Origin of the sequence: Streptomyces sp. MspMP-M5 (assembly GCF_000373585.1) — a bacterium.
GTDB lineage: Bacteria > Actinomycetota > Actinomycetes > Streptomycetales > Streptomycetaceae > Streptomyces.
In genome coordinates, this window is the sequence record NZ_KB891889.1 from 1 (window position 1) to 24,995 (window position 24,995).

A 24,995-nucleotide genomic window follows, 5' to 3' on the forward strand; every position below is an offset into this window, starting at 1 on the left:
AACGTAGACCCTCGACCGCGCGCAGTCGACCACCCGCGTCCGCCCCCACCCACCGGATTCATGACCACCCACGGGAGGGGACGGGTCGGAGGGGCAGGGGGTGTGTCCGGACGTAAAGCGAAGCAGTCCGGACACACCCCCTGCCCCGGAGGCCCGGCACCGCGGCCGAAAAGCCCCGCGCAGCGGACAACGATCCCGCCGTCGGGCGGGCAACGCGCCGCAGGCGCAACGGCGGGCTACCCCTCCGGGGTAACGCCCGCGCGCAGCAACCCATACGCGTACGCGTCATCCAGCGCCTGCCAAGACGCCGCGATGACGTTCTCCGCGACGCCGACCGTGGACCACTCGCCGCGGCCGTCGGTGGTGGAGACCAGGACGCGGGTGGTCGACCCGGTGCCCAGGGCGCCTTCCAGGATGCGGACCTTGTAGTCGACCAGTTCCATCGACGCCAGTTGGGGGTAGATCCGCTCCAGGGCCACCCGAAGCGCCCGGTCCAGCGCGTTGACCGGGCCGTTTCCTTCCGCGGTGGCCACGATCCGCTCGCCCTTGGCCCAGAGCTTCACGGTCGCCTCGTTGGCGTGGGTGCCGTCGGGGCGGTCCTCGACGATGGCGCGCCAGGACTCGACGGTGAAGTAGCGCAGCGGCTCGCCGCGGACCTCCTCGCGCAGCAGCAGCTCGAACGAGGCGTCGGCCGCCTCGTAGGTGTAGCCGGCCAGTTCCCGTTCCTTGACCCGCGCCACGACCCGGCCGACGGCCTCGCGGTCGCCGCTGAGGTCGATGCCGAGTTCCTTGCCCTTGAGTTCGATGGAGGCCCGGCCGGCCATGTCGGAGACCAGCATCCGCATGGTGTTGCCGACCAGGGCCGGGTCCATGTGCTGGTAGAGGTCCGGGTCCACCTTGATCGCGGAGGCGTGCAGCCCGGCCTTGTGGGCGAACGCGGAGACGCCGACGTAGGGCTGGTGGGTGGCGGGGGTGAGGTTGACGACCTCCGCGATGGCGTGCGAGATCCGGGTGGTCTCTGCGAGCTTGCCGGGCGGGAGGACCCGGCGGCCGTACTTCAGCTCCAGGGCGGCGACGACCGGGAAGAGGTTGGAGTTGCCGACCCGTTCGCCGTAGCCGTTGGCGGTGCACTGGACGTGGGTGGCGCCGGCGTCCACGGCGGCCAGGGTGTTGGCGACCGCGCAGCCGGTGTCGTCCTGGGCGTGGATGCCCAGCCGGGCGCCGGTGTCCGCGAGGACGGTGCGCACGACCGCGGTCACCTGGGCCGGGAGCATCCCGCCGTTGGTGTCGCAGAGGACGACGACGTCGGCGCCGGCCTCGTACGCGGTGCGTACGACCGCCTTGGCGTAGTCGGGGTCCAGGGCGTAGCCGTCGAAGAAGTGCTCGCAGTCGAGGAAGACCCGGCGGCCGTGGGCGCGCAGATGGGCGACGGTGTCGCGGACCATCGCGAGGTTCTCCTCGGGCGTGGTGCGCAGGGCCAGTTCGACGTGGCGGACGTGGGACTTGGCGACCAGGGTGACGACCGGGGCGCCGGAGTCCAGGAGCGCGGCGACCTGGGGGTCGTCCTCGACGCGGACGCCGGCCTTGCGGGTGGCGCCGAAGGCGACCAGCTGGGCGTGCCGGAAGTCGATCTCCTTGCGGGCGCGCTGGAAGAACTCGGTGTCCCTCGGGTTGGCGCCGGGCCAGCCGCCCTCGATGAAGCCGACGCCGTACTCGTCCAGGTGCCGGGCGATGGTGAGCTTGTCGGCGACGGTCAGGTTGATGCCCTCGCGCTGTGCGCCGTCGCGCAGCGTGGTGTCGAACACGTGGAAGTCGTCGGGGACGGCGGCTTCGGGAACATCCGTCATGCTGGTCTGGCTCCTGTCGGGTCTCGGTCTACCGGAATGACCGGTTCCACCGTCCCTCCATGATCCCTCGCGCTCCGCCTCCGGTGAACGGGTGGGCCCGGAAACGAAAAAACCCCTCGCGGGTGCGAGAGGTCTGCGCGCGGGTCGGGGACGACGATGGCCGCGCCGTACTCGGGTCGTACGGGCGGTCACTGCGGACCGGCGCGCCTGCTGCCAATAATGGCGAACGAGAGCACGGGGGCAGTCTGGCACACGACCGCCCCCGTCACGGCGTCCGTCTCAGGATGCGAGCACGCGCTCGGCGGTGCCGTCGCCGCTGTTCTTGCCGACCCGGTGCAGGTCGATCGTCCGGGTCTCCCGCATCGTCAGGTAGACGATCAGGGAGACGGCCGCGCAGCCGGAGACGTACCAGTAGTAGCCGGACTCGATGCCGCCGTTCTTGAACCACAGGGCGACGTATTCCGCGGTGCCGCCGAAGAGGGCGTTGGCGACGGCGTAGGGCAGGGCGACGCCCAGTGCGCGGATGCCGGTGGGGAACAGCTCGGCCTTCACACAGGCGTTGATCGAGGTGTAGCCGGTGATCACGACGAGGGCCAGCAGGGACAGGCCCAGGGCCGGCCAGAAGGAGCCGGCGTGCCGGAGCAACGTCATGATCGGCACGGTCAGGAAGGTGGAGCCCACGGCGAAGGTGATCAGCAGCGGGCGGCGGCCGATCCGGTCGGAGAGCCGGCCGGCCAGCGGCTGGAGGCACATGAAGAGGAACAGCGCGCAGAAGCTGACCAGGGAAGCGGTGGGCTTGGACAGTCCGGCGGTGCCGGAGAGGTACTTGGTGAGGTAGGTGGTGTACGTGTAGTAGGCCACCGTGCCGCCCATGGTGAGCGCGACGACCAGCAGCGCCTCGCGCTTGTGGGCCCACAGCGCCTTCATGGTGCCGCGGTCGGGGTCGGTCCGGGCGTGGTCGTCCTCGGCGTAGACGTCGGCCTCCAGCATGCTGCGGCGGAGGTAGAAGACGATGCCGGCGCCGAGCGCGCCGACGATGAACGGGATGCGCCAGGCCCAACTGTGCAGCGCCTGCTCGGACATGCTGCGCTGGAGGATGATCTGCAGGCCCAGGCCCAGCAGCTGGCCGGCGGTCATCGACACGTACTGGAAGCTGGAGGCGAAGCCGCGGCGGTCCGGCGCGGACGCCTCGGTGAGGTAGGTGGCGCTGGCCGCGTACTCGCCGCCGACCGAGAGGCCCTGGAGCATCCGGGCCACCAGCAGCACGGCGATCCCGCCGTAGCCGGCGACCGCGTAGGTGGGGGCGACGGCGATCAGGACGGCGGAGGCGGACATCAGGGTCACGGTGAGGGTGAGCGCGGCCTTACGGCCCCGGCGGTCGCCGACCCGGCCGAGCAGCCAGCCGCCGACCGGGCGCATGAAGAAGCCGACGGCGAAGATCCCCATGGTGTTCATGAGGTTGGCGGTGTCGTTCCCCTTGGGGAAGAACGCGTCGGCGAAGTACACCGCGAAACTGGCGTAGACGAACCAGTCGAACCACTCGACCATGTTGCCGGCCGAGCCGACCCAGATCTTCTTCCATTGCTCTCGTCCCATAGCCGATCACGGTCGCGGAGAGCGGGCCGGTCGGCAAGGGCCGGGGCGGCAACGATCCCGCGTACTTGCGTGCGTTGCGGTCCCGGCCGCGGGGCGCGGGCGTCAGGCCGGGGGCGGGGTGAGGGCCTCGTCGAGGAAGTGCCGGACCTCCTCGCGCACCTGCGCGCGGTCGGTGCCGGGGAGGCCGACGACGAGGTGGGTGCCGAAGCCGTCGAGCAGGGCCCGGGTGCGGGTGGCGAAGCGTTCCGCGTCGACGGGCCGGAACTCGCCCTTGGAGGCGCCCTCGACCAGCAGGGCGACCAGGTCGCGGTGCCAGGCCAGCTCCAGTTCGAGCTGGCGCTCGCGGGTTTCGTCGTCGGCGTTCTGGGAGCGGACCCAGACCTCCAGCCACAGGGTCCAGCGGGGGTCGCGGTGGCCTTCGGGGAGGTAGAGGTCGATCAGGGCGTCGAGCCGTTCGCGGGCGGAGCACCGGCGGGCGAGGGCAGCCCGGCGTTCGGTGCCGAGCTGCTCCTCGCTCCACTGGAGGGTCTGGAGCAGCAGCTCGTCCTTGGTACCGAAGTAGTAGAGGATGTGGCCGCTGCTCATGCCGACCTCGCGGCCCAGTCCCGCCATGGTCAGCCGGTCCAGGCCCTCGGCGGCGATGGTGGCCATCGCGGCGGCCAGCACCTGTTCGCGCGGCTGGCTGAGCCGCCGCCGGGGGCGGCGTACGGGACCGGGCACGGGGACCTCCGGGGTCGGGACGGGTGGCCGGACGTGCGTCAGACCTTCGGCTGCTGCTGGGTGATGCAGTGGATGCCGCCACCCGCTGCGAAGATCGTACGGGCGTCCACGAGGGTGACGGTGCGGCCGGGGAACAGCCGGCGGAAGAGCGCGGCCGCCTCCTCGTCGCGCGGGTCGTCGAAGGCGCACAGCACGATGCCGCCGTTGCACTGGAGGTGGTTGAGGTAGGAGTAGTCGACCGGCTCGCCGTCCTCCTCCAGGACGGTGGGGGCGGGGATCTCCACGACCTCCAGCTGCCGGCCGCGGGCGTCGGTGGCGGCGCGCAGCACCTTGGCGATCTCGTTGCAGATGGCGTGGTCGGGGTGGTCGGGGTCGGGCTGGCTGTGGACCATGACCAGGCCGGGGCGGGCGAAGGCGGCGACGATGTCCACGTGGCCGCGGGTGCCGAACCGGCCGTAGTCGGCGTACAGGCCGCGCGGCAGCCAGATGGCCTTGGTGGTGCCGAGGTGGGCGTGGATCTCGGCCTCGACCTCCTCCTTGGTGCGGCCGGGGTTGCGGCCCGGGTCGAGCTGCACGGTCTCGGTGAGCAGGACGGTGCCCTCGCCGTCGACGTGGATGCCGCCGCCCTCGTTGACGAGGGAGGTGGCGTAGCGGCGGGCGCCGGCGAGTCCGGCGACCTGTTCGGCGATCTTCGCGTCGCGGTCCCAGGCGGCCCATTCCTGGGCGCCCCAGCCGTTGAACACCCAGTCCACGGCGGCCAGTTCGCCCTGGCCGTCGGTGAGGAAGGTGGGGCCGATGTCGCGCATCCAGGCGTCGTCGAGGGGACGTTCGACGAGGTCGATGCCGGGGCCGAGCAGGGCGCGGGCGCCGTCCAGCTGGCCGGGGCCGGCGACGACGGTGACCGGTTCGTACTGCCGGACGGCGCGGGCGACGGCGGCCCAGGCGCGGCGGGCCTCGGCGAGCGTCTCGCCGCCCTCGGCGCCGAAGGTGAAGTTGGGGCCGGGCCAGGCCATCCAGGTGCGCTCGTGCGGGGCCCACTCGGGGGGCATGCGGAAGCCGTCGGCGGCGGGGGTGTTCATACGGGTCCTCGGTCGTGGTGAGGTGCGCGCGGGGTCGCGGAGCGGAAGAGGGGGCGGGGCGGCCGGCGGCCGGTGGCGTCAGAGGAAGTACAGGCGGGACAGCGAGACGGTGTCGGCGGGTTCGGAGCGCATCGGGTCGCCGTCGAGGGTGACCAGTCCGGTGCGTTCGTCGACCTGGACGTCGCCGACCCGGGAATTGCGGAGCAGGTCGCGGGGGCCGATGCCGCGGGTGCCGCGGACGGCGACCCGGCGCCGGCGGCTGGGCAGGGTGTCGCCGCCCTGTGCGGCCGCGGCGCCGGCGACGAAGGCCACCGAGATCTCCGCCGGGGTCGCGCCGTGCGCGCCGAACTGCGGGCCGAGCACGAGGGGTTCGCAGGTGTCGGTGGCGGCGTTGGGGTCGCCGGTGACGCCGTAGGCGGGGAAGCCGGACTTCAGGACCAGCTGCGGTTTGGCGCCGAAGTACTGCGGCTTCCACAGCACGATGTCGGCCATCTTGCCGACCTCGATCGATCCGATCTCGTGCGAGAGGCCGTGGGCGAGGGCGGGGTTGATGGTGAGTTTGGCGAGGTAGCGCAGTACCCGGGCGTTGTCGTCGTGGGCGCCGTCGCCCTCGGCCGGGCCGAGTTCGGCCTTCATCTTGCCGGCCATGGCGAAGGTGCGGCGGACGGTCTCGCCGGCCCGGCCCATGCCCTGGGCGTCGGAGGAGGTGATGCCGATCGCCCCGAGGTCGTGCAGGACGTCCTCGGCGCCCATGGTGCCGGCGCGGATGCGGTCCCGGGCCATGGCGGCGTCGCCGGGCAGGTCGGTCTTCAGGTCGTGGACCGAGACGATCATGCCGTAGTGCTCGGCGACCGCGTCCCGTCCGAAGGGGAGGGTGGGGTTGGTCGAGGAGCCGATGACGTTGGGGACGCCGGCCATCTTCAGGACGTTGGGGACGTGTCCGCCGCCGCAGCCCTCGATGTGGAAGGCGTGGATGGTGCGGCCGTCCAGGACGCGCAGGGTGTCCTCGACGGAGAGGCATTCGTTGAGGCCGTCGCTGTGCAGGGCGACCTGGACGTCGTGCTCCTCGGCGACCCGCAGCGCGGTGTCCAGGGCGCGGGCGTGCGCGCCCATGTCCTCGTGGACCTTGAAGCCCAGTGCGCCGCCCTCGGCCAGCGCCTCGACGAGCGGGGCCTCGCCGGAGGACGAACCGCGGCCCAGGAAACCGATGTTGACCGGCCAGGCGTCGAAGGCGCCGAAGGCGTGGCCCAGCGCCCAGGGGGAGTTGACGCCGACGCCCCAGACGGGGCCGAACTCCTGGCCGATGATCGTCGTCACGCCGGAGGCCAGCGAGGCTTCCATGACGCGCGGGGACAGCAGGTGGACGTGGGTGTCCACGGCACCGGCGGTGGCGATCAGCCCTTCGCCGGAGACGATGGAGGTGCCGGTGCCGACGACCACCTCGACCCCGTCGAGGGTGTCGGGGTTGCCGGCCCGCCCGATGGCGTGGATACGGCCCTCGCGGATGCCGACGGACGTCTTGCGGATGCCCTGGACGGCGTCGATGACCAGGACGTTGCTCAGGACGATGTCGCAGGTCTCGCGGAGCGAGGCGGCCTTGAGGTGCAGTCCGTCGCGGGCGGTCTTGCCGAAGCCGGCCAGGAACTCGTCGCCGGGCTTCTGGGAGTCGGACTCGACCCGGACGACGAGTCCGGAGTCACCGAGGACCACCCGGTCGCCGGCCCGCGGGCCGTGCACCGAGGCGTACTCGTGCGGGTCGATGGTCATGCCTGCTCCTCCGCTCCCAGGTAGCCGCAGGCGGCGGCCCGCCGCAGCGCTTCGGTCTTGGCGCCCGGTGCGTCCAGCGGGCCGTCGACGAGGCCGGCGAAGCCGATCGCGATCCGGGCGCCGCCGATCGGCACCAGGCCGACCTCCGAGGACCCGCCGGGGTCGAACCGCACGGACGAGCCGGCCGGCACGCACAGCCGCATGCCGTAGGCGGCGGCGCGGTCGAACGCCAGCCGGGGGTTGGCCTCGAAGAAGTGGAAGTGCGAGGTGACGCTGATCGGCACGGTCGCGGTATTGCGCACCTCGATGACGACAGCGGGCTCGGGCTCCGGGCCGGCGGGGCCGGGCAGCACGGCGCCGGGCGCGGGCGCCGCCTCCTCGCCGGTCCCGGCGAGCGGCCCGGCGCCGATCGGGTCGGTGACCACCGCCAGCCGGGAGCCGTCGTCGAAGACGGCCTCGACGTGCACCTCGGTGACGACGTCGGCCACGCCCGGCAGGACGTCCTCCGGGCCGAGCACGCTGCGGGCCGCCTCGACGGCCTGCGCGAGGCGGCGCCCGTCCCGCGCCGCCTCGCAGACCGTGTCCGCGATCAACGCGGTCGCCTCGGGGACGTTCAGTTTCAGTCCGCGGGCCCGGCGCGCCCGGGCCAGTTCGGCGGCGCCGAACAGCAGCAGCCGGTCGCGCTCCGTGGGGGTGAGCCGCATCCTGATCCCTTCCTCCCGCTCGAATTGAGCGTCACTCTAACTCGGAATTCGTCATTCCGAAACCATTGACCTAGGCAGTACCGGTGCTTCATATTGAGCGTCGCTCTAGAGGGTGGCTTGAACTGATCACTTTTAGAGCATCACTCAAATTATCTCGCAGCAGCGAGCACGCGCTTCGCAGGCATCGCCGAACGAAGCCCTTGTCCACCACGGAGCACCGCGCCCAGCACCGCTTCTCATCTCTGTTCCGGCCTCTCAGGGGAGCCCTCATGCCGATAGAACAACGCGGAGTCGACACCATCCCGGACGACGAGCGCACCAGCAGTCCGCGCGACCTGGTGTCGATCCTGCTCGGCTCGAACCTCGCACTCGGCGTGGTGATCTTCGGCTGGCTCCCGGTCTCCTTCGGCCTCGGCTTCTGGGGCTCGGTCACCTCCCTCGCGGCCGGCACCCTGGTCGGCGCGCTGCTGACCGCGCCGCTCGCGCTGGTCTCGCTGCGCAGCGCGACCAACCTCTCCACCAGCAGCGGCGCCTTCTTCGGCGTCCGCGGCCGGCTCATCGGCTCGGTGATCGGCCTGCTGCTCTCGCTCGGCTACACCGCGCTCACCCTCTGGGTCGGCGGGGACGCGATGGTCGGCTGTCTGCACCGCCTGCTCGGCCTGCCGGCGGACGGGGCGGCGTACACGGTCGTCTACGCGGTGCTGGCCGCCGCCACCGCCGTCGGCGCGGTGTACGGCTACAAGGTGCTGCTGCGGCTGAGCAAGGTGCTCTCGGTCGGCCTGACCCTCCTCCTGATCATCGGCGTCTTCGCGTTCGCGCACCACTTCGGTACGGGTCCGGTGCCGGGCGTCCCCTACGCGCTGGGCGGCTACTGGCAGACCTGGCTGCTCTCCGCGGTCTCCGCAGGACTCAGCGGCCCGATCGCCTTCATCACCCTGCTCGGCGACTACAGCCGCTACATCTCGCCCCGCCGCCACAGCTCCAGGGCGGTCTTCGGCGCCACCTACCTGGGCCTGGTGCTGGGCCTGCTGGTGCCACAGCTGTTCGGCACGTTCAGCGCGCTCGCGGTCGGCGCCGGGTCCGACTACGCCGGCCCGCTGGTCGCCGGCGCGCCCCTGTGGTACCTGGTCTTCCTGCTGCTCAACGCCTCGGCCGGCTCGGCCGGCAACTCCGGCCTGATGCTCTACAGCATGGGCCTGGACCTGGACGCGATCCTGCCGCGGGCCACCCGCACCCAGGCCACCTACGTCGTCGCCGGCCTGTCCACCGCGCTGGTCTACGCCGGCCACTTCCTGTGGGACGCACAGAACGCGATGACGTCCTTCGTCCTCCTGATGACCGCCATCGGCACCCCGTGGGCGGTCATCACCGTGCTCGGCTACGCCCGCTGCCGCGGCGTCTACGACGCGGACTCGCTCCAGGTCTACAACCGCGGCACGGTCGGCGGCGTGTACTGGTTCCGGGCCGGCTGGAACGTCCGGGCCACCGTCGCCTGGGCACTGGGCTCCGCGGTCGGCCTGCTCGGCGTGGGCTCCCCCTACGAGGGGCCGCTGCTGAAGTACACCGGCGGGATCGACCTGAGCTTCCTGCTCGCCGCCGCCACCGCCGCCCTCGCCTACCTCGCCCTGGTCGCCCGGCAGCCGCGACCGGTCCCGCCGCTGCGCGCCGCAGGCGCCACGGCCCCGAAGGAAGCGCCCGCGGAGGTCGGCTGAACCGGCCGGGCCCGTGGAGCAGACGGCCGAGGCCGCCCCGGCGTGATACCGGGGCGGCCTCGCTACGGACGGGCCCGCGGGGCGCCGCCCGTCCTCGTCCTCAGCCTCGGCCTCAGCCGATCAGGTGCCGCCAGCCGTGGGCGTCCGCGGTGACCCCGCGCTGGATGTCCAGCAGCGCCTCGCGCAGCCTCAGCGTGACCTTGCCCGGCTCGCCGCCGGACTGCGTCCACTCGGCGCCGTCGCGCTTGACCGTGCCGACCGGGGTGATCACCGCGGCGGTGCCGCAGGCGAAGACCTCGGTGAGGGTGCCCTCGGCGGAGTCCCGCTGCCACTGGTCGATGGAGATCCGCCCCTCCTCCGCCTCGTAGCCGAGGTCGCGGGCGACGGCGAGCAGCGAGTCGCGGGTGATGCCGGCGAGCAGCGAGCCGGTCAGCTTCGGGGTGACGATCACCGGCTTTTCCCTGTTCGCAGCGCCGTACACGAAGTAGAGGTTCATCCCGCCCAGCTCCTCGACCCAGGTGTGCTCCACCGCGTCGAGGTAGGCGACCTGGTCGCAGCCGCGGGCCGCGGCCTCGGCCTGGGCCAGCAGCGACGCGGCGTAGTTGCCGCCGGTCTTGGCGTCGCCCATGCCGCCGGGGACGGCCCGCACCCGGTCCTCGGACAGCCAGATGGAGACCGGCTTGACGCCGCCGGGGAAGTACGCGCCGGCCGGCGAGGCGATGACGACGAAGAGGTACTCGGAGGCGGGCTTGACGCCCAGCCCGGCCTCGGTGGCGATCATGAACGGGCGCAGGTACAGCGACTCCTCGCCGCCGTGCGGCGGCACCCAGTCCTGGTCCTGCCGCACCAGCACGTCGCACGCCTCCACGAAGGTCTCGACCGGCAGCTCGGGCATGGCCAGCCGGCGGGCGGACGCCTGGAAGCGCCGGGCGTTGGCGTCCGGGCGGAAGGTGGCGACGCTGCCGTCGGGCTGACGGTACGCCTTGAGCCCCTCGAAGATCTCCTGCGCGTAGTGCAGGACGTTGGTCGCCGGGTCGAGCGAGAGCGGACCGTACGGCACGAGCTGCCCGTCGTGCCAGCCGCGGCCCTCGGTCCACCTGATCGTCACCATGTGGTCGGTGAAGTGGCGGCCGAAGCCGGGGGCGGCCAGGATGCGCTCCCGCTCCGCCGCGGGCAGCGGGTGCGAGGAGGGCTTGAGCTCGATCGTGGGCGTCGTCATCTATCCGTGTCCTTCACTGCGTGGTCCGATACCTGCGCTGGCCGCGCCAGCCGCGGGGCTCCGGGAAGCGGCCGCGCGCGCCGCGGCCCCTCGGTCGTACCGGTCGTTACGGGGACGTCCGAGCTTCCCGCCGGACGGCGGACCCTCGTCCGATTATCGCGCGCGGGCGTCCGCCGTCGGAACCGGTGTGCACACCCGCGTCGGAGGGTGGCGTGCGAGCCGCCGGCACACCGGCCGGCGGGGCCCCCGAACGCGGCAGCGCCGGACCGTGACCGGCCCGGCGCTGGGGTGCTGCGGGTACGTCGGGCGTCAGCCCGCCACGCGTGCCGCGATCGCGTCACCGATCTCGTCGGTGGTGCGGCCCCTACCGTCCCGGGCCTCCAGGTCGGCGGCGACCTCCGCCTCGATGCGGGCGGCCTGCTCCTCGTGGCCGAGGTGGCGCAGCAGCAGGGCGACGGAGAGGATCGTGGCGGTCGGGTCGGCCTTGCCGGTGCCGGCGATGTCCGGCGCGGAGCCGTGCACCGGCTCGAACATCGACGGGAACGCGCCGGTGGGGTTGATGTTGCCGGAGGCGGCCAGGCCGATGCCGCCGGTGACGGCCGCGGCGAGGTCGGTGAGGATGTCGCCGAAGAGGTTGTCGGTGACGATCACGTCGAACCGCTCGGGCTGGGTGACGAAGAAGATCGTCGCCGCGTCGACGTGCAGGTAGTCGGTGGTGACCTCGGGGTACTCCTCGCCGACCCGGTCGAAGATCTTCTTCCACATGTGGCCGGCGTGGACCAGGACGTTGTTCTTGTGGACCAGGGTCAGCTTCCGGCGCGGGCGGGCCTTGGCCCGCTCGTAGGCGTCCCGGACCACCCGCTCCACGCCGTAGGCGGTGTTCACGCTGACCTCGGTGGCGACCTCGGCCGGGGTGCCGGTGCGCAGACTGCCGCCGTTGCCGGTGTACGGGCCCTCGGTGCCCTCGCGGACGACGACGAAGTCGATGTCCGGGCGCCCGGCCAGCGGGGTGGCGGTGTTCGGGAAGAGCTTCGAGGGGCGCAGGTTGACGAAGTGGTCGAAGGCGAAGCGGAGTTTGAGCAGCAGCCCGCGCTCCAGGACGCCGGAGGGCACCGACGGGTCGCCGATCGCGCCGAGCAGGATCGCGTCGTGCTCCTTGAGCGCGGCCAGTTCCGCGTCCGGCAGGGTCTCGCCCGTCCGGTGCCAGCGCTTGGCCCCGAGGTCGTACTCCTTGGTTTCGAGCTTGACGTCCTCCGGGAGGACCGCGGTGAGGACCTTCAGGCCCTGCGCCACGACTTCCTGGCCGATTCCGTCACCGGGGATCACTGCGAGGCGAATGCTGCGAGACATGCCTGGACCCTACTCTCCGTCCCATGGATTGACACGTGACGTCCGGCATGCGGACAGTGCGCCCCGGTGCGGGGGCGGCGTGCTCAGTGACCGGTCGCGCCGCCGTTGTCGCGGCGGTCGAGTGCGCGCTGGAGGGCCGCCGCGGCGTTGCGGCGGTCGGCGTCGCCGGTCTGACGGGAGGAGTGACGGGTCCTGCGGACGATGGTGTCGGCCATGATGCGCGTCTCCAATGCCAAAGCCCCGAGAAGTGCAGGGCTGTGTCGAAGAGGGGTGGTGGTGCCAACGGCCGGAGGGGCGGGGGCCGCGGCGCCGCAGGGGTCACCTGCGCGGGCGCGCCGGGCCGCATCCGCCTTCGCTGGATGCAGCGATACGTTCGGCTCCTACAAAGCTAGGACAGCCCGCCCGTGATGTCTGCACAATTACTTGGGCTTCCTACTATTTGAGACGGCGATCATGCGCGGAGCCGTTCCTGCGCAGCTCAGGAGGCGGGCCGGGGGTGCGCCGACGGCCGCGGCCCGGCACCCCCGAAGGAGTGCCGGGCCGCGGCCGTGCGGGTGAGCGTCAGCCCATGTGCGGGTAGCGGTAGTCGGTCGGCGGGACCAGGGTCTCCTTGATGGAGCGGGTGGAGGTCCAGCGCATCAGGTTCTGCTTGGCGCCGGCCTTGTCGTTGGTGCCGGAGGCGCGCCCGCCGCCGAACGGCTGCTGGCCGACCACGGCACCGGTGGGCTTGTCGTTGATGTAGAAGTTGCCGGCGGCGAAGCGCAGCTTCGCGCAGGTGCGGGCGGCGGCGGCACGGTCCTGGGCGATGACGGCGCCGGTCAGGCCGTAGGCCGAGGCGGACTCCATCTGGTCGAGCATCGCCTCGTAGCCGCCCTCGACCGAGTCGTCGTAGACGTGGATGCCGAGGATCGGGCCGAAGTACTCGTCCTTGAAGATCTCGTTCTCCGGGTCGGTGGAGACCAGGACCGTCGGGCGGACGAAGTAGCCCACGCTGTCGTCGTAGGTGCCGCCGGCCACGACCTCGACGGTCGGGTCGGCCTTGGCGCGGTCGATCGCCGCCTTGTTCTTGGCGAAGGCCCGCTCGTCGATGACGGCGCCCATGAAGTTCGCCAGATCGGTGACGTCGCCCATGCTCAGGGCGTCGACCTCGGCGGCGAACTCCTCCTTGAACCCGGCGTTCCACAGGGAGGCCGGGACGTAGGCGCGGGAGGCCGCGGAACACTTCTGGCCCTGGAACTCGAAGGCGCCGCGGGTCAGCGCGGTCTTCAGGACGGCGCGGTCGGCCGACGGGTGGGCGACGACGAAGTCCTTGCCGCCGGTCTCGCCGACCAGCCGCGGGTAGGTCTTGTACTTCTCGATGTTGGTGCCGACGGTCTTCCACAGGTACTGGAAGGTCTTCGTCGAGCCGGTGAAGTGGATGCCCGCCAGGTCGGGGTGGGCCAGGGCCACCTCGGAGACGTCCTTGCCGTCGCCGGTGACGAGGTTGATGACGCCCGGCGGCAGGCCGGCCTCCTCCAGCAGGCGCATCAGCAGCACCGCGGCGAGGGTCTGGGTCGGGGACGGCTTCCAGACCACGACGTTGCCCATGAGGGCGGGGGCGGTGGGGAGGTTGCCGGCGATCGCAGTGAAGTTGAAGGGCGTGATCGCGTAGACGAAGCCCTCCAGGGGGCGGTGGTCCGAGCGGTTCCACACGCCGGGGGCGTTCACCGGGGGCTGCTCGGCCAGGATCTGGCGCGCGAAGTGGACGTTGAAGCGCCAGAAGTCGACCAGCTCGCAGGGGGTGTCGATCTCGGCCTGCTGGGCCGTCTTGGACTGGCCGAGCATGGTGGCGGCGGCCATCGTCTCGCGCCAGGGGCCGGCGAGCAGGTCGGCGGCCTTGAGGATGATCGCGGCGCGGTCGTCGAAGGACATCGCGCGCCAGGCGGGGGCGGCGGCCAGCGCGGCGTCCACCGCGTCCTGCGCGTCCTGGACCGTGGCGTTGGCGTAGGTGCCCAGGCGGGCGGAGTGGTGGTGCGGCTGTACGACGTCGAAGCGCTCGCCGCCGCCCATCCGCCGCTCGCCGCCGATGGTCATGGGCAGCTCGATGGGGTTGCCGGCCAGCTCCTTGAGCTTGGCCTCCAGGCGGAATCGCTCCGGGCTGCCCGGGGCGTAGCTGTGCACCGGCTCGTTCACCGGCACGGGGACCTGGGTCACAGCGTCCATGGTGGCCGTGTCTCCTTACGCTTGCGATCGTCGTTCTCGATCGTTTCGTTGTCGTACGTCGGTGTACGTCGGTCATGCCGAGGCCGCTGCCACGGCGGGTGGCCGGGGGTGGCCGGCGGTCCGTGCGCCGTCCCGGGAGGCGCTCCCCCGTCCAGCATCCACCCATACGGTGCCAAAAGAGTCGTACGGGTCGTCCCGGGACGGTCGGCCGGGGTCCTCAGCCGCGGGTGGCCAGGGACCTCAGGAAGAACGTCAGGTTGGCCGGGCGCTCGGCGAGGCGCCGCATGAAGTAGCCGTACCAGTCCGTTCCGTAGGGGATGTAGACCCGCATCCGGTGGCCCTCCTCCACCAGCCGCCGCTGCTCCGCCTCGCGGATGCCGAACAGCATCTGGAACTCGTAGTCGGCGGGCTTGCGGCCGTTGCGGTGTGCCAGCTCCTGGGCGATGGCGACCATCCGCGGGTCGTGGGACCCGATCATCGGGTAGCCCTGCCCGGCCATCAGGATCTTCAGGCAGCGCACATAGGCCCGGTCGACCTCCTGCTTGTCCTGGAACGCGACCGTCGCGGGCTCCTTGTACGCGCCCTTGACCAGCCGCACCCGGGAGCCTTCCCCGGCCAGCGCCCGGCAGTCGTCCTCGGTGCGGAAGAGGTAGGACTGCAGCACCGCGCCCGTCTGGGGGAACCGCTCGCGCAGCGTTCCGAGGACGGCGAGGGTGGAGTCGACGGTGGTGTGGTCCTCCATGTCCAGCGTCACGGTCGTGCCGGCTTCGGCGGCGGCCTCGACCACCGGAGTGACGTTGCGCAGCGCGAGGTCGTGCCCGCCGGGCAGCGCCTGCCCGAACGCGGAGAGCTTGACCGACATCTCGGCCCTGGTGCCCAGCCCCAGTTCCTTGAGGGCGGCGGCGAGCTGGAGGTAGGCGTCGCGGTTGCGCAGCGCCTCGGCCGGGTCGGTGATGTCCTCGCCGAGGTGGTCGAGGGTGACCTCCAGGCCGCGCGCGGCGAGGTTCCGTACGGCCGCCATCGACTCGTCCAGGCGCTCGCCCGCGACGAAGCGGTCCACCACGGGTCGGGTGACCGGAGCGGCCGCGACGACGCGGCGGATGCTGTCGCTGCGCGCGGCGGCGAGGAGCACGGGACCCAGCATGGGGCACCTCCACGATTCAGGATGACAAAAATGCCGGGGCGGGCGCCGATCGGGCGCTCGCGGCGGCAAGATGAGCCACCTGAAATTTAAGGATCTCGCCACTTTCCGGCCATCGACAGCTGTCACGCCTTCGTGGCCGGCATCTCAGACAGATGTATGAGAATGGGAGCCAGGCGACGGCAGTGACAGGAGAGGGGTGGGGCGGCGGTGCGCGGCGACTACCAGCAGTTGGTGGACGAGATCTCGGCGGCGCTCGGTGCGCCGGCGACGCTGGAGGACCGGGACTTCGGACTGATCGCGTTCGGCGCGCACGAGGGCGAGGACGACGAGGTCATGGACCCGGTGCGGACCCGTTCGATCCTCCAGCGGCGGTCCTCGGCGGCGGTGCGGGCGTGGTTCGAGGCGTTCGGGATCGCCCGTGCCACCGCGCCGCTGCGGATTCCGCCGGACCCGGCGGCCGGGGTCTTCCGCGGCCGGATCTGCCTGCCCGTGCGGCACGGGGGCGTGGTGCACGGCTACGTCTGGCTGCTGGACGACGGCCATCTGACCGATCTGGAGCTGGGCGGCGCCGGCACCCCGCCCGACCCGCGGATGGCCCAGGCGATGGAGACCGCCGCGCGGATCGGCGCCCTGCTGGCCGACGAGTCCCGGGCCGGCCACGAACTCGCCGAGGTGCTGCGGGAGTTGCTGACGTCCCCGGTCTCCGGCCGGGCCGCGGCGGCGGCCGCGCTGCGCGACGCCCTCCGGGACACCCTGCGCTTCACCCCCGGCACCCCGCTCACCCTCGTCGCGGTCCTCCCCTGGGACACCGCCGGCACCGACACCGCTCCCCTGCCGAGCCTGCCCGGGCTGCTCGCGGCCTGCCCGCTGCCCACCGCCCCGGTCGGGGACCCGGACCGGCCGGGCCCCGGCACCGCCGCCGCGCTGGCCGGCCTGGTCCGGCTGCGCCAGACCGGCTCGCCGGCGCCGGCCCACGCGGCCGCCGAGCATCTGCTGCGCTCCCCGCGGGCGGGCGGCACTCCGGCGGCGGCCGGGGCGCGCGGCCCGCGCGGCGCCGCCGGGATCGGCCTCGCCACCCGTGAGCCGGCCGAGCTCCCGGCCTCCTGGCGGCAGGCGCTGGCCGCGGCCCGCGCCGCCCGCGCCGAGCCCCGGCTGGGCCCCGTGGCCGAGTGGGACGGCATAGGCGCCTACCGCCTGCTGACCGGCCTCCCGGACACGGCGCCCGACCCGGCGGCCGGCCCGCTGCTGGCCCCCGCACACGCCGAACTCGCCCGTACCGCCGAGGCGTTCCTGGACTGCGCCGGCCAGGCCGGCCGCACCGCCCAGCGGCTGGGCATCCACCGCCAGACCCTCTACTACCGCCTCGGCCGGGTCGAGAAGCTGACCGGCCTCGACCTGGACGAGGGCGCGGACCGACTGCTGCTCCACATGGCGCTCAAGGCGGCGCGACTCTGAGGCGGTGGCCGGGCAGCGGGGGCGGCGCGGCGGGAGGGGTGCCGGTGGCGCGGTCGTGGTTCGCGCGGTGCGGCGGGCGGCGAACTCGGCTGTGGGGGCGGGCTGTTCGGGGCGGGGCGGCCGGCGGCCGCCGGTTGTCCCGGAGTGCCCCGGGACGCCACCTGATGTCCATGAACCCGTTGTCCACAGGGCCTGTTGCGGGCCACTACCGGCAAGTAGCGTGTGCGCCGTCCGAGGGTGCCCGCCCGCCTGGCCGGTTTGCGGTGCACCCCTGCCTGCCGTCATGTACCGCAGCCCCAGGGGGATTTGATGCACGGGATGAACCGCCGCCAGTTCGTGTCCAGACTGTCCGCCGCGGTGGCGGGGGCCACGCTGTGGTCGGCGGCCTCCTACGACCGGGCGCTGGCGGTCACCGCGGCGCGCGCCGTGCGCACCAAGGGCACCACCCTGGAGCAGGCCGCCCGCCCCGTCGGCGCCGGGGCGTACAAGCGGCTGGCGGCCGGGCCGGGTTGGCCGCTGGTGGTGCGCGGCGAGCTGGCCGCCGGGAGCGCCGGGCGGGACGACCGCCGGACCGGCCTCGCCTCCTTCGTGCAGTTCACCGACCTGCATCTGGCGGACGTCGAGTCGCCGGTCCGGTTCGAGTTCCTGGCCGGGCTCAACGACAGCGCGCACCGCCCGCACGAGGCACTGACCGTGCGCGGCGCCTCCTCGCTCGTCGAGCGGGTCAACGCGGTGCGCCGGGGCCCGTACACCGGGCTGCCGTTCGGCTCGGTGATGGCCACCGGCGACAACACCGACAACCACGAGCGGATCGAGCTCGACTGGTATCTGACGGTGATGAGCGGCGGCCGGATCACCCCCAGCAGCGGCGACCCCCGGCGCTACGAAGGCGTGCAGAACTCCGGCAACGCGGCGTACTGGAACCCCGAGTCGGCGCTGCGGGACGCCTACAAGGCCAAGGGGCTGCCGCAGATACCGGGCTTCCTGTCGGGCGCGGCCCGCCCGTTCACCGCACCGGGCCTGGCCGTCCCCTGGTACACCACGGTCGGCAACCACGACGACAGCATCGAGGGCACCCTGCCCGACCTCGGGCTGCTGGGCGAGCTCTACACCGGCGACCGGAAGCTGGAGGGCTGCGACGACGCCACCGCGGCCCGGCTCGCGGACGCCCTCAAGCACGACCCGGCGCAGGCCGCGGCGCTGCTCGGCGCCCTGCTGACCGACGGCGGCGCGATCCGCAAGGTCACCCCGGACGAGCGGCGCCACCCGTTCACCCCGGCCGAGTTCGCCAGGGCCCATCTGGACCCGGCGTACACCGGCGAGGGCCCGGTGGGCCACGGCTTCACCTCCGACGCGGCGGCCAGCGGCCGCCTCTACTACACCTTCCCGATGGCCGAGGGCGTCCTGGGCATCAGCCTGGACACCACCAACCGCGCGGGCTGGGCGGACGGTTCACTGGGCACGGCGCAGCTGCGCTGGCTGGAGTCGGTGCTGCAGGAGCACAGCAGCCGCTGGTACGACGCCGACGGCCGTACGGTGCGCGGCCGCGGGGGCGACTCCCTGATCATGCTGTTCAGCCACCACACCAGCGCCACCATGGGCAATCTGCTGCCCGACCCGTACCGGCCCTTCGAGGCCCGGCACGACGGCAAGGCCCTGGTCGCCCTGCTCCAGCGCTATCCCAACGTGGTCGCCTGGGTGAACGGCCACACCCACGAGAACCGCATCACCCCGCACGCCCACGCCGTGCCCGAGCGCGCCTTCTGGGAGATCAACACCGCCTCGCACGTGGACTTCCCGCAGCACGCCCGGATCATCGAGCTGGCCGACAACGGCGACGGCACACTGTCGCTGTTCACCACGCTCATCGAGTCCGCCGCCCCGTACACCACGTCCGTCACCGACACCTCCGACGCCGGACTCGCCGCGCTCTACCGCGAGTTGTCCTACAACGACCCCTACGCCACACCGGACGCCAAGCTCGGCACCGCCGCCGACCACAACACCGAGCTGCTGCTGACCCGCCCCGGGAAGTGAGCCGGCCGGGGGCCGCGCCGGCCTGTCAGCCCTCCGGACCGGGCGGCCCCGCCGGTCCCGGCCGGAGCAGCCCGTAGTGCCGGTAGAGCCGCTCCTCCTCGGACGGGCCGAGATGGCCCTCGGCGTCGATCCTCGGTGCCGTCTTCATCGTCCCCTTGGAATGCGGGACATGCAGTTCGTCGCCGGCCCGCCGGGCCCCGGCCAGCGGCACGAAGCTCTCCCTCAGCCCGAACAGCCCGGTCCGTACGGTGATCCACTCGGGCTCGTCGGTCGCGTCGTCCCGGTAGACCTGCTGGACGACGCCGACCTTGGCGCCCTCCGCGTCCACCACCCGCAGTCCGGTCAGGCTCTGCGGAGTGTCACCCAGGGGTGCGTTCATGGCGTCCCGCCTCCTTCCGCGCACCGGCTCCACCAGGGCACGCGCCGGGTCCCTCGCGCGCGCAGTTCCCATTGCGCGCCCGGCCCGCCGCGGCGGCGACTCGGGAGGTCCGGTGCCGGCCGGGCCGCGGCACCCGTGCGACGGCCCCGGCGGGGCGCCCGCCTCCGGGCTCCACTCCCCCGTTCGAGTGAATCCTCGAACGGGTCGAGCGGACCCGGGCCCCCTCTGCGCACCCCGCACGAGGCCCGTACAAGACCGTACGACGCCCGGACGGCCGCGGGCCCGGCCCCCGCCGAAGCGGGGACCGGGCCCGTTGACCTGCGCGAACCGGTGGCTCAGTGGGTGAGGTTCACCGCGCGCACCGAGGTCGCGCCGATCTCGTCGGAGATCTCGGCCAGCACGCTCGCCGGAATGGTGTCGTCGACCGTCAGCACGACCAGCGCCTCGCCGCCGACATCGGCCCGGGCGACCTGCATGCCGCCGATGTTGATGCCCGCCTCGCCCAGGATCCGGCCGACGGTGCCGACCACGCCGGGGCGGTCGGTGTAGCGCAGGAACGCCATGTGGTCGGCGAGCGCGAGGTCGATCGAGTGGTCGCCGACCGCCACGACCTTCTGGACGTTCTTGTGGCCGGCCAGGGTGCCGGAGATCGACACCTCCTCGCCGCTCGCGAGGGTGCCGCGGACGGTGACCACGTTGCGGTGCTCGGGCGACTCGCTGCTGGTGGTCAGCCGCACCTCGACGCCGCGCTCCTGCGCGAACAGCGGGGCGTTGACATAGGACACCGTCTCGTCGACGACGTCCTCGAAGACGCCCTTGAGCGCGGAGAGTTCGAGCACCTTGACGTCGTGCTGGGTGATCTCGCCGTACACCTCGACGTCGAGGCGCATCGCCACCTCGCCGGCCAGCGCGGTGAAGATCCGGCCCAGCCGCTCGGCCAGCGGCAGCCCCGGCTTGACGTCCTCGGCGATCACGCCGCCCTGGACGTTGACCGCGTCCGGCACCAGCTCGCCGGCGAGCGCCAGCCGCACCGACTTGGCGACCGCGATACCGGCCTTCTCCTGCGCCTCGCCGGTGGAGGCGCCCAGGTGCGGGGTGCACACGACCTGGTCGAAGGCGAAGAGCGGCGAGTCGGTGCAGGGCTCGACGGCGTACACGTCGAGGCCCGCGCCGGCCACCCGGCCCTCCTTGAGCGCGCTGGCCAGCGCCTCCTCGTCGACGATCCCGCCGCGGGCGGCGTTGACGATCCGGACGCTCGGCTTGACCTTGTGCAGCGCCTCGTCGCCGATCAGGCCGAGGGTCTCGGGCGTCTTGGGGAGGTGGACGGTGATGAAGTCCGAGACCGCCAGCAGCTCGTCCAGGGTCAGCAGCTTGACGCCCATCTGGGCGGCGCGGGCCGGCTGGACGTAGGGGTCGTAGGCCACGACCTTCATGCCGAAGGCGGACATCCGCTGGGCGACCAGGACACCGATCCGGCCCAGGCCGACCACGCCGAGGGTCTTCTCGCTCAGCTCGACGCCGGTGTACTTGCTGCGCTTCCACTCGCCGTTCTTCAGCGCGGTGTTGGCCTGCGGGATGTTGCGGGCGGTGGCGACCAGCAGACCGCAGGCCAGCTCGGCGGCGGTGACGATGTTGGAGGTCGGGGCGTTGACGACCATCACGCCGGCCTTGGTGGCGGCGGAGACGTCGACGTTGTCCAGGCCGACGCCGGCCCGGGCGATCACCTTCAGCTTCCCGGCGGCGGCGATCGCCTCGGCGTCGACCTTGGTCGCGCTGCGTACGAGAACGGCGTCGACGCCGGCGATGGCGGGCAGCAGCTCGGCGCGGTCGGCGCCGTTGCAGTGCCGGATCTCGAAGTCCGGACCGAGGGCGTCGACGGTGGCCGGCGACAGCTCCTCGGCGATCAGTACAACGGGTTTACCCGGGTTGGCAGTGCTCACGTGGTCTTCAGTCCTCACTAGTACCTTCGCGGACGGCCGTCCCGACGGCCGAAGGCGGTAAGGGGGAATGCCGCGTGGAAGACGCACGACGCTGTGAGCCTGACGCGCTTGTGTCGAGCAGTGTAGTGGCGGGGCACGGCACGGTCTGTGCCGGAGCGTAAGGATCACCCATGCGTGGTTCTACGCGATGGACAAGGCGGCGGACACGGCGGCGGACGGGCCGGTCGGCGCGGGGGTGCGGCGGCACACGGACGAGGGGGCCGCGCACAGTGTCGCGACCCCCCGTCCCACGGCTCACGCCTCGTCGTCCACCCAGCTCATCAGCTTGCGCAGCTTCTTGCCGGTGGTCTCCAGCAGGTGGTCCTCGTCGGCCTTCTTGTACTCGTTGTACTTCGGCAGGCCGGCGTTGTACTCCGCCATCCAGTTGTTGGCGAAGGTGCCGTCCTGGATCTCGGCGAGCACCTTCTTCATCTCGGCCTTGGTGGCGTCGGTGATGATCCGCGGGCCGGTGACGTAGTCGCCCCACTCGGCGGTCTCGGAGACCGACCAGCGCATCTTCTCCAGGCCGCCCTCGTACATCAGGTCCACGATCAGCTTCAGCTCGTGGAGGCACTCGAAGTACGCGATCTCGGGCTGGTAGCCCGCCTCGACCAGGGTCTCGAAGCCGGCCTTGACCAGCGCCGAGGCGCCGCCGCAGAGGACCGCCTGCTCACCGAAGAGGTCGGTCTCGGTCTCCTCGGTGAAGGTGGTCTTGATGACGCCGGCGCGGGTGCCGCCGATGCCCTTGGCGTAGGAGAGCGCCAGCTCGAACGCCTTGCCCGAGGCGTCCTGCTCGACGGCCGCGATGCACGGCACGCCGCGGCCCTCCTCGTACTGACGGCGGACCAGGTGGCCCGGGCCCTTGGGGGCGACCATGCAGACGTCGACGCCGGCCGGGGCCTTGATGAAGCCGTAGCGGATGTTCAGGCCGTGCCCGAAGAACAGCGCGTCGCCGTCCTTGAGGTGGTCCTTGATGGACTCCTCGTAGACCTTGGCCTGGATCGGGTCCGGCACCAGGATCATGATGACGTCGGCCTCGGCGGACGCCTCGGCGGGAGTCACCACGCGCAGGCCCTGCTCCTCGGCCTTGGCCCGGGACTTGGAGCCCTCGTGCAGACCGACGCGCACGTCGACGCCCGAGTCGCGCAGGGACAGCGCGTGGGCGTGACCCTGGCTTCCGTAGCCGATGACCGCCACCTTGCGGTTCTGAATGATGGACAGGTCGGCGTCGTCGTCGTAGAACAGCTCGGCCACTTCGGGTATCTCCTTGGATCTAGCGGGGTGCCCACACAGTATGTCGGGCGGGGAAGGGAAGGTCGGGGGGTCTCGCCATACGGTCCGAACGGACCGGCGGAATCAGGCCGTACGGTCCAGTGCGCGCAGCGAGCGGTCGGTGATGGACCGGGCGCCGCGGCCTATGGCGATGGTGCCGGACTGCACCAGTTCCTTGATGCCGAAGGGCTCCAGCATCCGGAGCATCGCCTCCAGCTTGTCGCTGGACCCGGTCGCCTCGATCGTCACGGCCTCCGGCGAGACGTCCACCGTCTTGGCGCGGAAGAGCTGCACGATCTCGACGATCTGCGAGCGGGTCTCGTTGTCGGCGCGGACCTTCACCAGGACCAGTTCGCGCTGGATGGCCGCGCCCGGCTCCAGTTCGACGATCTTCAGGACGTTGACGAGCTTGTTGAGCTGCTTGGTGACCTGCTCCAGGGGCAGCGACTCGACGCTGACCACGATGGTGATGCGGGAGATGTCGGGGTGCTCGGTGACCCCGACCGCCAGCGAGTCGATGTTGAAGCCGCGGCGGGAGAACAGCGCGGCGATCCGGGCGAGGATGCCGGGGGTGTTCTCCACCAGGACGGAGAGGGTGTGCTTGGACATGTCGTCTTCTCTCTTCTTCCGTGCGTCCGTGACGTCGGCGATGTCCTGGCCTCAGTCGTCTTCGCTGTCGCCGAAGTCGGGACGCACGCCCCGGGCGGCCATGACCTCGTCGTTGGAGGTGCCGGCCGCGACCATCGGCCACACCTGGGCATCCTCGTGGACGATGAAGTCGACCACCACCGGGCGGTCGTTGATGGCGTTGGCCTCTTCGATGACCTTGTCCAGCTCCGCGGGGTCCTCGCAGCGCAGTGCGGCGCAGCCCATCGCCTCGGCCAGCTTGACGAAGTCGGGGACGCGGGTGCCCTTGGCCTCGGGGTTGACGTCCTCGGGGCCGCTGTGCAGCACGGTGTTGGAGTAGCGCTGGTTGTAGAAGAGGGTCTGCCACTGGCGGACCATGCCCAGCGCGCCGTTGTTGATGATCGCGACCTTGATCGGGATGTTGTTCAGCGCGCAGGTGACGAGTTCCTGATTGGTCATCTGGAAGCAGCCGTCGCCGTCGATCGCCCAGACGGTGCGCTCCGGCCGGCCGGCCTTGGCGCCCATCGCAGCGGGCACGGCGTAGCCCATGGTGCCGGCGCCGCCGGAGTTCAGCCAGGTGGCGGGCTGTTCGTAGTCGATGAAGTGGGCGGCCCACATCTGGTGCTGGCCGACGCCCGCTGCGAAGATCGTGTCGGCCGGGGCGAGTTTGCCGATCCGCTCGATGACCTGCTGCGGGGAGAGGCTGCCGTCCTCGGGGAGGTCGTAGCCCAGCGGGTAGGTCTCCCGCCAGCGGTTGAGGTCCTTCCACCAGGCTGCGTATCCCGTTCGGGCGGCCTCGCCCTTGTGCCCCGCCTCGTGCTCGGCCTGGACCGCGACGATCAGGTCGGCGATGACCTCGCGGGCGTCCCCGACGATCGGCACGTCCGCGGCGCGGTTCTTGCCGATCTCCGCCGGGTCGATGTCGGCGTGCACGACCTTGGCGTACGGGGCGAAGGAGTCCAGCTTGCCGGTGACCCGGTCGTCGAAGCGGGCGCCGAGGGTGATCAGCAGGTCCGCCTTCTGCAGCGCGGCGACGGCGGTGACCGAGCCGTGCATCCCGGGCATGCCCAGGTGCTGGGGGTGGCTGTCGGGGAAGGCGCCCAGTGCCATCAGGGTGGTGGTGACCGGGGCGCCGGTCAGCTCGGCGAGCACCTTCAGCTCGGCGGTGGCGCCGGCCTTGAGGACGCCGCCACCGACGTAGAGCACCGGGCGCTTGGACTCGGCGATCAGCCGGGCGGCCTCGCGGATCTGCTTGGCGTGCGGCTTGGTGACGGGGCGGTAGCCGGGCAGGTCGGTCTGGGGCGGCCAGACGAAGGTGGTCTGTGCCTGGAGGGCGTCCTTGGCGATGTCGACCAGGACCGGGCCGGGGCGGCCGGTGGAGGCGACGTGGAACGCCTCGGCGATCGTCCGGGGGATCTCGGCGGGGTCGGTGACCAGCCAGTTGTGCTTGGTGATCGGCATGGTGATGCCGCAGATGTCCGCCTCCTGGAAGGCGTCCGTGCCGATCGACTTGGAGGAGACCTGGCCGGTGATCGCGACCAGCGGGACGGAGTCCATGTGCGCGTCGGCGATCGGGGTGACGAGGTTGGTGGCGCCCGGCCCGGACGTCGCCATGCAGACCCCGACCTTGCCGGTGGCCTGGGCGTATCCGGTGGCGGCGTGTCCCGCGCCCTGCTCGTGCCGCACCAGCACGTGCCGGACCTTCGAGGAGTCCATCATCGGGTCGTACGCGGGGAGGATCGCACCGCCGGGGATGCCGAACACGGTGTCGGCCCCGACCTCCTCCAGCGAGCGGATGAGGGACTGCGCACCCGTGACGTGCTCGACGGTCGCGGGCTGCTGCGATCCGCCGGTGTGACGGGCCCGCGGCTGCGGATGGTGGGCCCCGTTGGCCTGCTCGGTCATC

19 protein-coding genes are annotated in these 24,995 nt (G+C 72.1%); 3 read left to right on the forward strand and 16 right to left on the reverse strand.

What is annotated here, in order from left to right:
• Window positions 1-236: 236 nt before the first annotated feature.
• The 6 genes from cimA to ureA all read right to left on the reverse strand — a co-directional run bounded on the left by cimA (window position 237) and on the right by ureA (window position 7,713).
• Complete coding sequence (gene cimA / locus B073_RS0116380; protein WP_018539170.1) at window positions 237-1,847, reverse strand: citramalate synthase; 1,611 nt, start codon at window positions 1,845-1,847, stop codon at window positions 237-239.
• Window positions 1,848-2,126: 279 nt separating this feature from the next.
• Window positions 2,127-3,443 carry an MFS transporter gene (locus B073_RS0116385; protein ID WP_018539171.1) on the reverse strand — a complete coding sequence of 439 codons (1,317 nt, stop codon included), beginning with the start codon at window positions 3,441-3,443 and terminating at the stop codon, window positions 2,127-2,129.
• 102 nt (window positions 3,444-3,545) lie between these two features.
• Window positions 3,546-4,163 (reverse strand): TetR/AcrR family transcriptional regulator, encoded by a 618-nt coding sequence (locus B073_RS0116390; protein WP_018539172.1) that lies wholly within the window; start codon window positions 4,161-4,163, stop codon window positions 3,546-3,548.
• 38 nt (window positions 4,164-4,201) lie between these two features.
• Window positions 4,202-5,242: an agmatine deiminase family protein gene (locus B073_RS0116395; RefSeq protein WP_018539173.1), complete on the reverse strand. Its 1,041-nt coding sequence runs from the start codon at window positions 5,240-5,242 to the stop codon at window positions 4,202-4,204.
• A 78-nt stretch (window positions 5,243-5,320) separates the two neighbouring features.
• Entirely contained in the window at window positions 5,321-7,009 is a 1,689-nt protein-coding gene (locus B073_RS0116400) for an urease subunit alpha (RefSeq protein WP_018539174.1), read from the reverse strand.
• Window positions 7,006-7,713 (reverse strand): urease subunit gamma, encoded by a 708-nt coding sequence (ureA, locus tag B073_RS0116405; protein WP_018539175.1) that lies wholly within the window; start codon window positions 7,711-7,713, stop codon window positions 7,006-7,008. Before ureA ends, B073_RS0116400 begins: the two co-directional genes overlap by 4 nt.
• Before the next feature lie 269 nt (window positions 7,714-7,982).
• On the opposite strand from ureA, the gene B073_RS40130 reads away from it, so the two are divergent.
• Entirely contained in the window at window positions 7,983-9,425 is a 1,443-nt protein-coding gene (locus B073_RS40130) for a cytosine permease (RefSeq protein WP_018539176.1), read from the forward strand.
• Window positions 9,426-9,537: 112 nt separating this feature from the next.
• Here B073_RS40130 and B073_RS0116415 read toward each other — a convergent pair whose 3' ends face one another.
• The 5 genes from B073_RS0116415 to B073_RS0116435 form a co-directional block, all read right to left on the reverse strand.
• Window positions 9,538-10,644, reverse strand: coding sequence for a branched-chain amino acid aminotransferase (locus B073_RS0116415; RefSeq protein ID WP_018539177.1), 1,107 nt, complete (start codon window positions 10,642-10,644; stop codon window positions 9,538-9,540).
• A 309-nt stretch (window positions 10,645-10,953) separates the two neighbouring features.
• Window positions 10,954-11,994: a 3-isopropylmalate dehydrogenase gene (locus tag B073_RS0116420; protein ID WP_026247446.1), complete on the reverse strand. Its 1,041-nt coding sequence runs from the start codon at window positions 11,992-11,994 to the stop codon at window positions 10,954-10,956.
• Between the two features lie 83 nt (window positions 11,995-12,077).
• On the reverse strand, window positions 12,078-12,209 hold the full coding sequence (locus tag B073_RS48775; protein ID WP_018539179.1) for a hypothetical protein: 132 nt from the start codon (window positions 12,207-12,209) through the stop codon (window positions 12,078-12,080).
• 346 nt (window positions 12,210-12,555) lie between these two features.
• Window positions 12,556-14,196, reverse strand: a complete 1,641-nt coding sequence (pruA, locus tag B073_RS0116430; protein WP_018539180.1) for an L-glutamate gamma-semialdehyde dehydrogenase — start codon at window positions 14,194-14,196, stop codon at window positions 12,556-12,558.
• A gap of 217 nt (window positions 14,197-14,413) precedes the next feature.
• The gene (locus tag B073_RS0116435; RefSeq protein WP_018539181.1) at window positions 14,414-15,340 is read right to left on the reverse strand and encodes a proline dehydrogenase family protein; all 927 of its coding nucleotides are present in this window, start codon (window positions 15,338-15,340) and stop codon (window positions 14,414-14,416) included.
• 207 nt (window positions 15,341-15,547) lie between these two features.
• Here B073_RS0116435 and B073_RS0116440 point away from each other — a divergent pair, with 207 nt between their 5' ends.
• A complete protein-coding gene (locus tag B073_RS0116440) occupies window positions 15,548-16,795 on the forward strand; it encodes a PucR family transcriptional regulator (RefSeq protein WP_018539182.1) in 1,248 nt (415 codons plus the stop codon).
• A gap of 309 nt (window positions 16,796-17,104) precedes the next feature.
• The gene (locus tag B073_RS0116445) at window positions 17,105-18,832 is read left to right on the forward strand and encodes a TIGR03767 family metallophosphoesterase (protein WP_026247447.1); all 1,728 of its coding nucleotides are present in this window, start codon (window positions 17,105-17,107) and stop codon (window positions 18,830-18,832) included.
• A gap of 25 nt (window positions 18,833-18,857) precedes the next feature.
• On the opposite strand, the gene B073_RS40135 is transcribed toward B073_RS0116445, so the two are convergent.
• From B073_RS40135 to B073_RS0116470, 5 genes are all read right to left on the reverse strand, one after another.
• The gene (locus tag B073_RS40135) at window positions 18,858-19,211 is read right to left on the reverse strand and encodes a PRC-barrel domain-containing protein (protein WP_018539184.1); all 354 of its coding nucleotides are present in this window, start codon (window positions 19,209-19,211) and stop codon (window positions 18,858-18,860) included.
• A 335-nt stretch (window positions 19,212-19,546) separates the two neighbouring features.
• Window positions 19,547-21,151 (reverse strand): phosphoglycerate dehydrogenase, encoded by a 1,605-nt coding sequence (serA, locus tag B073_RS0116455; protein ID WP_018539185.1) that lies wholly within the window; start codon window positions 21,149-21,151, stop codon window positions 19,547-19,549.
• A gap of 294 nt (window positions 21,152-21,445) precedes the next feature.
• Window positions 21,446-22,444, reverse strand: coding sequence for a ketol-acid reductoisomerase (ilvC, locus tag B073_RS0116460; protein ID WP_018539186.1), 999 nt, complete (start codon window positions 22,442-22,444; stop codon window positions 21,446-21,448).
• Window positions 22,445-22,546: 102 nt separating this feature from the next.
• Window positions 22,547-23,071: an acetolactate synthase small subunit gene (gene ilvN, locus B073_RS0116465; RefSeq protein WP_018539187.1), complete on the reverse strand. Its 525-nt coding sequence runs from the start codon at window positions 23,069-23,071 to the stop codon at window positions 22,547-22,549.
• A 51-nt stretch (window positions 23,072-23,122) separates the two neighbouring features.
• The gene (locus B073_RS0116470) at window positions 23,123-24,994 is read right to left on the reverse strand and encodes an acetolactate synthase large subunit (RefSeq protein WP_018539188.1); all 1,872 of its coding nucleotides are present in this window, start codon (window positions 24,992-24,994) and stop codon (window positions 23,123-23,125) included.
• Window position 24,995 lies beyond the last annotated feature (1 nt).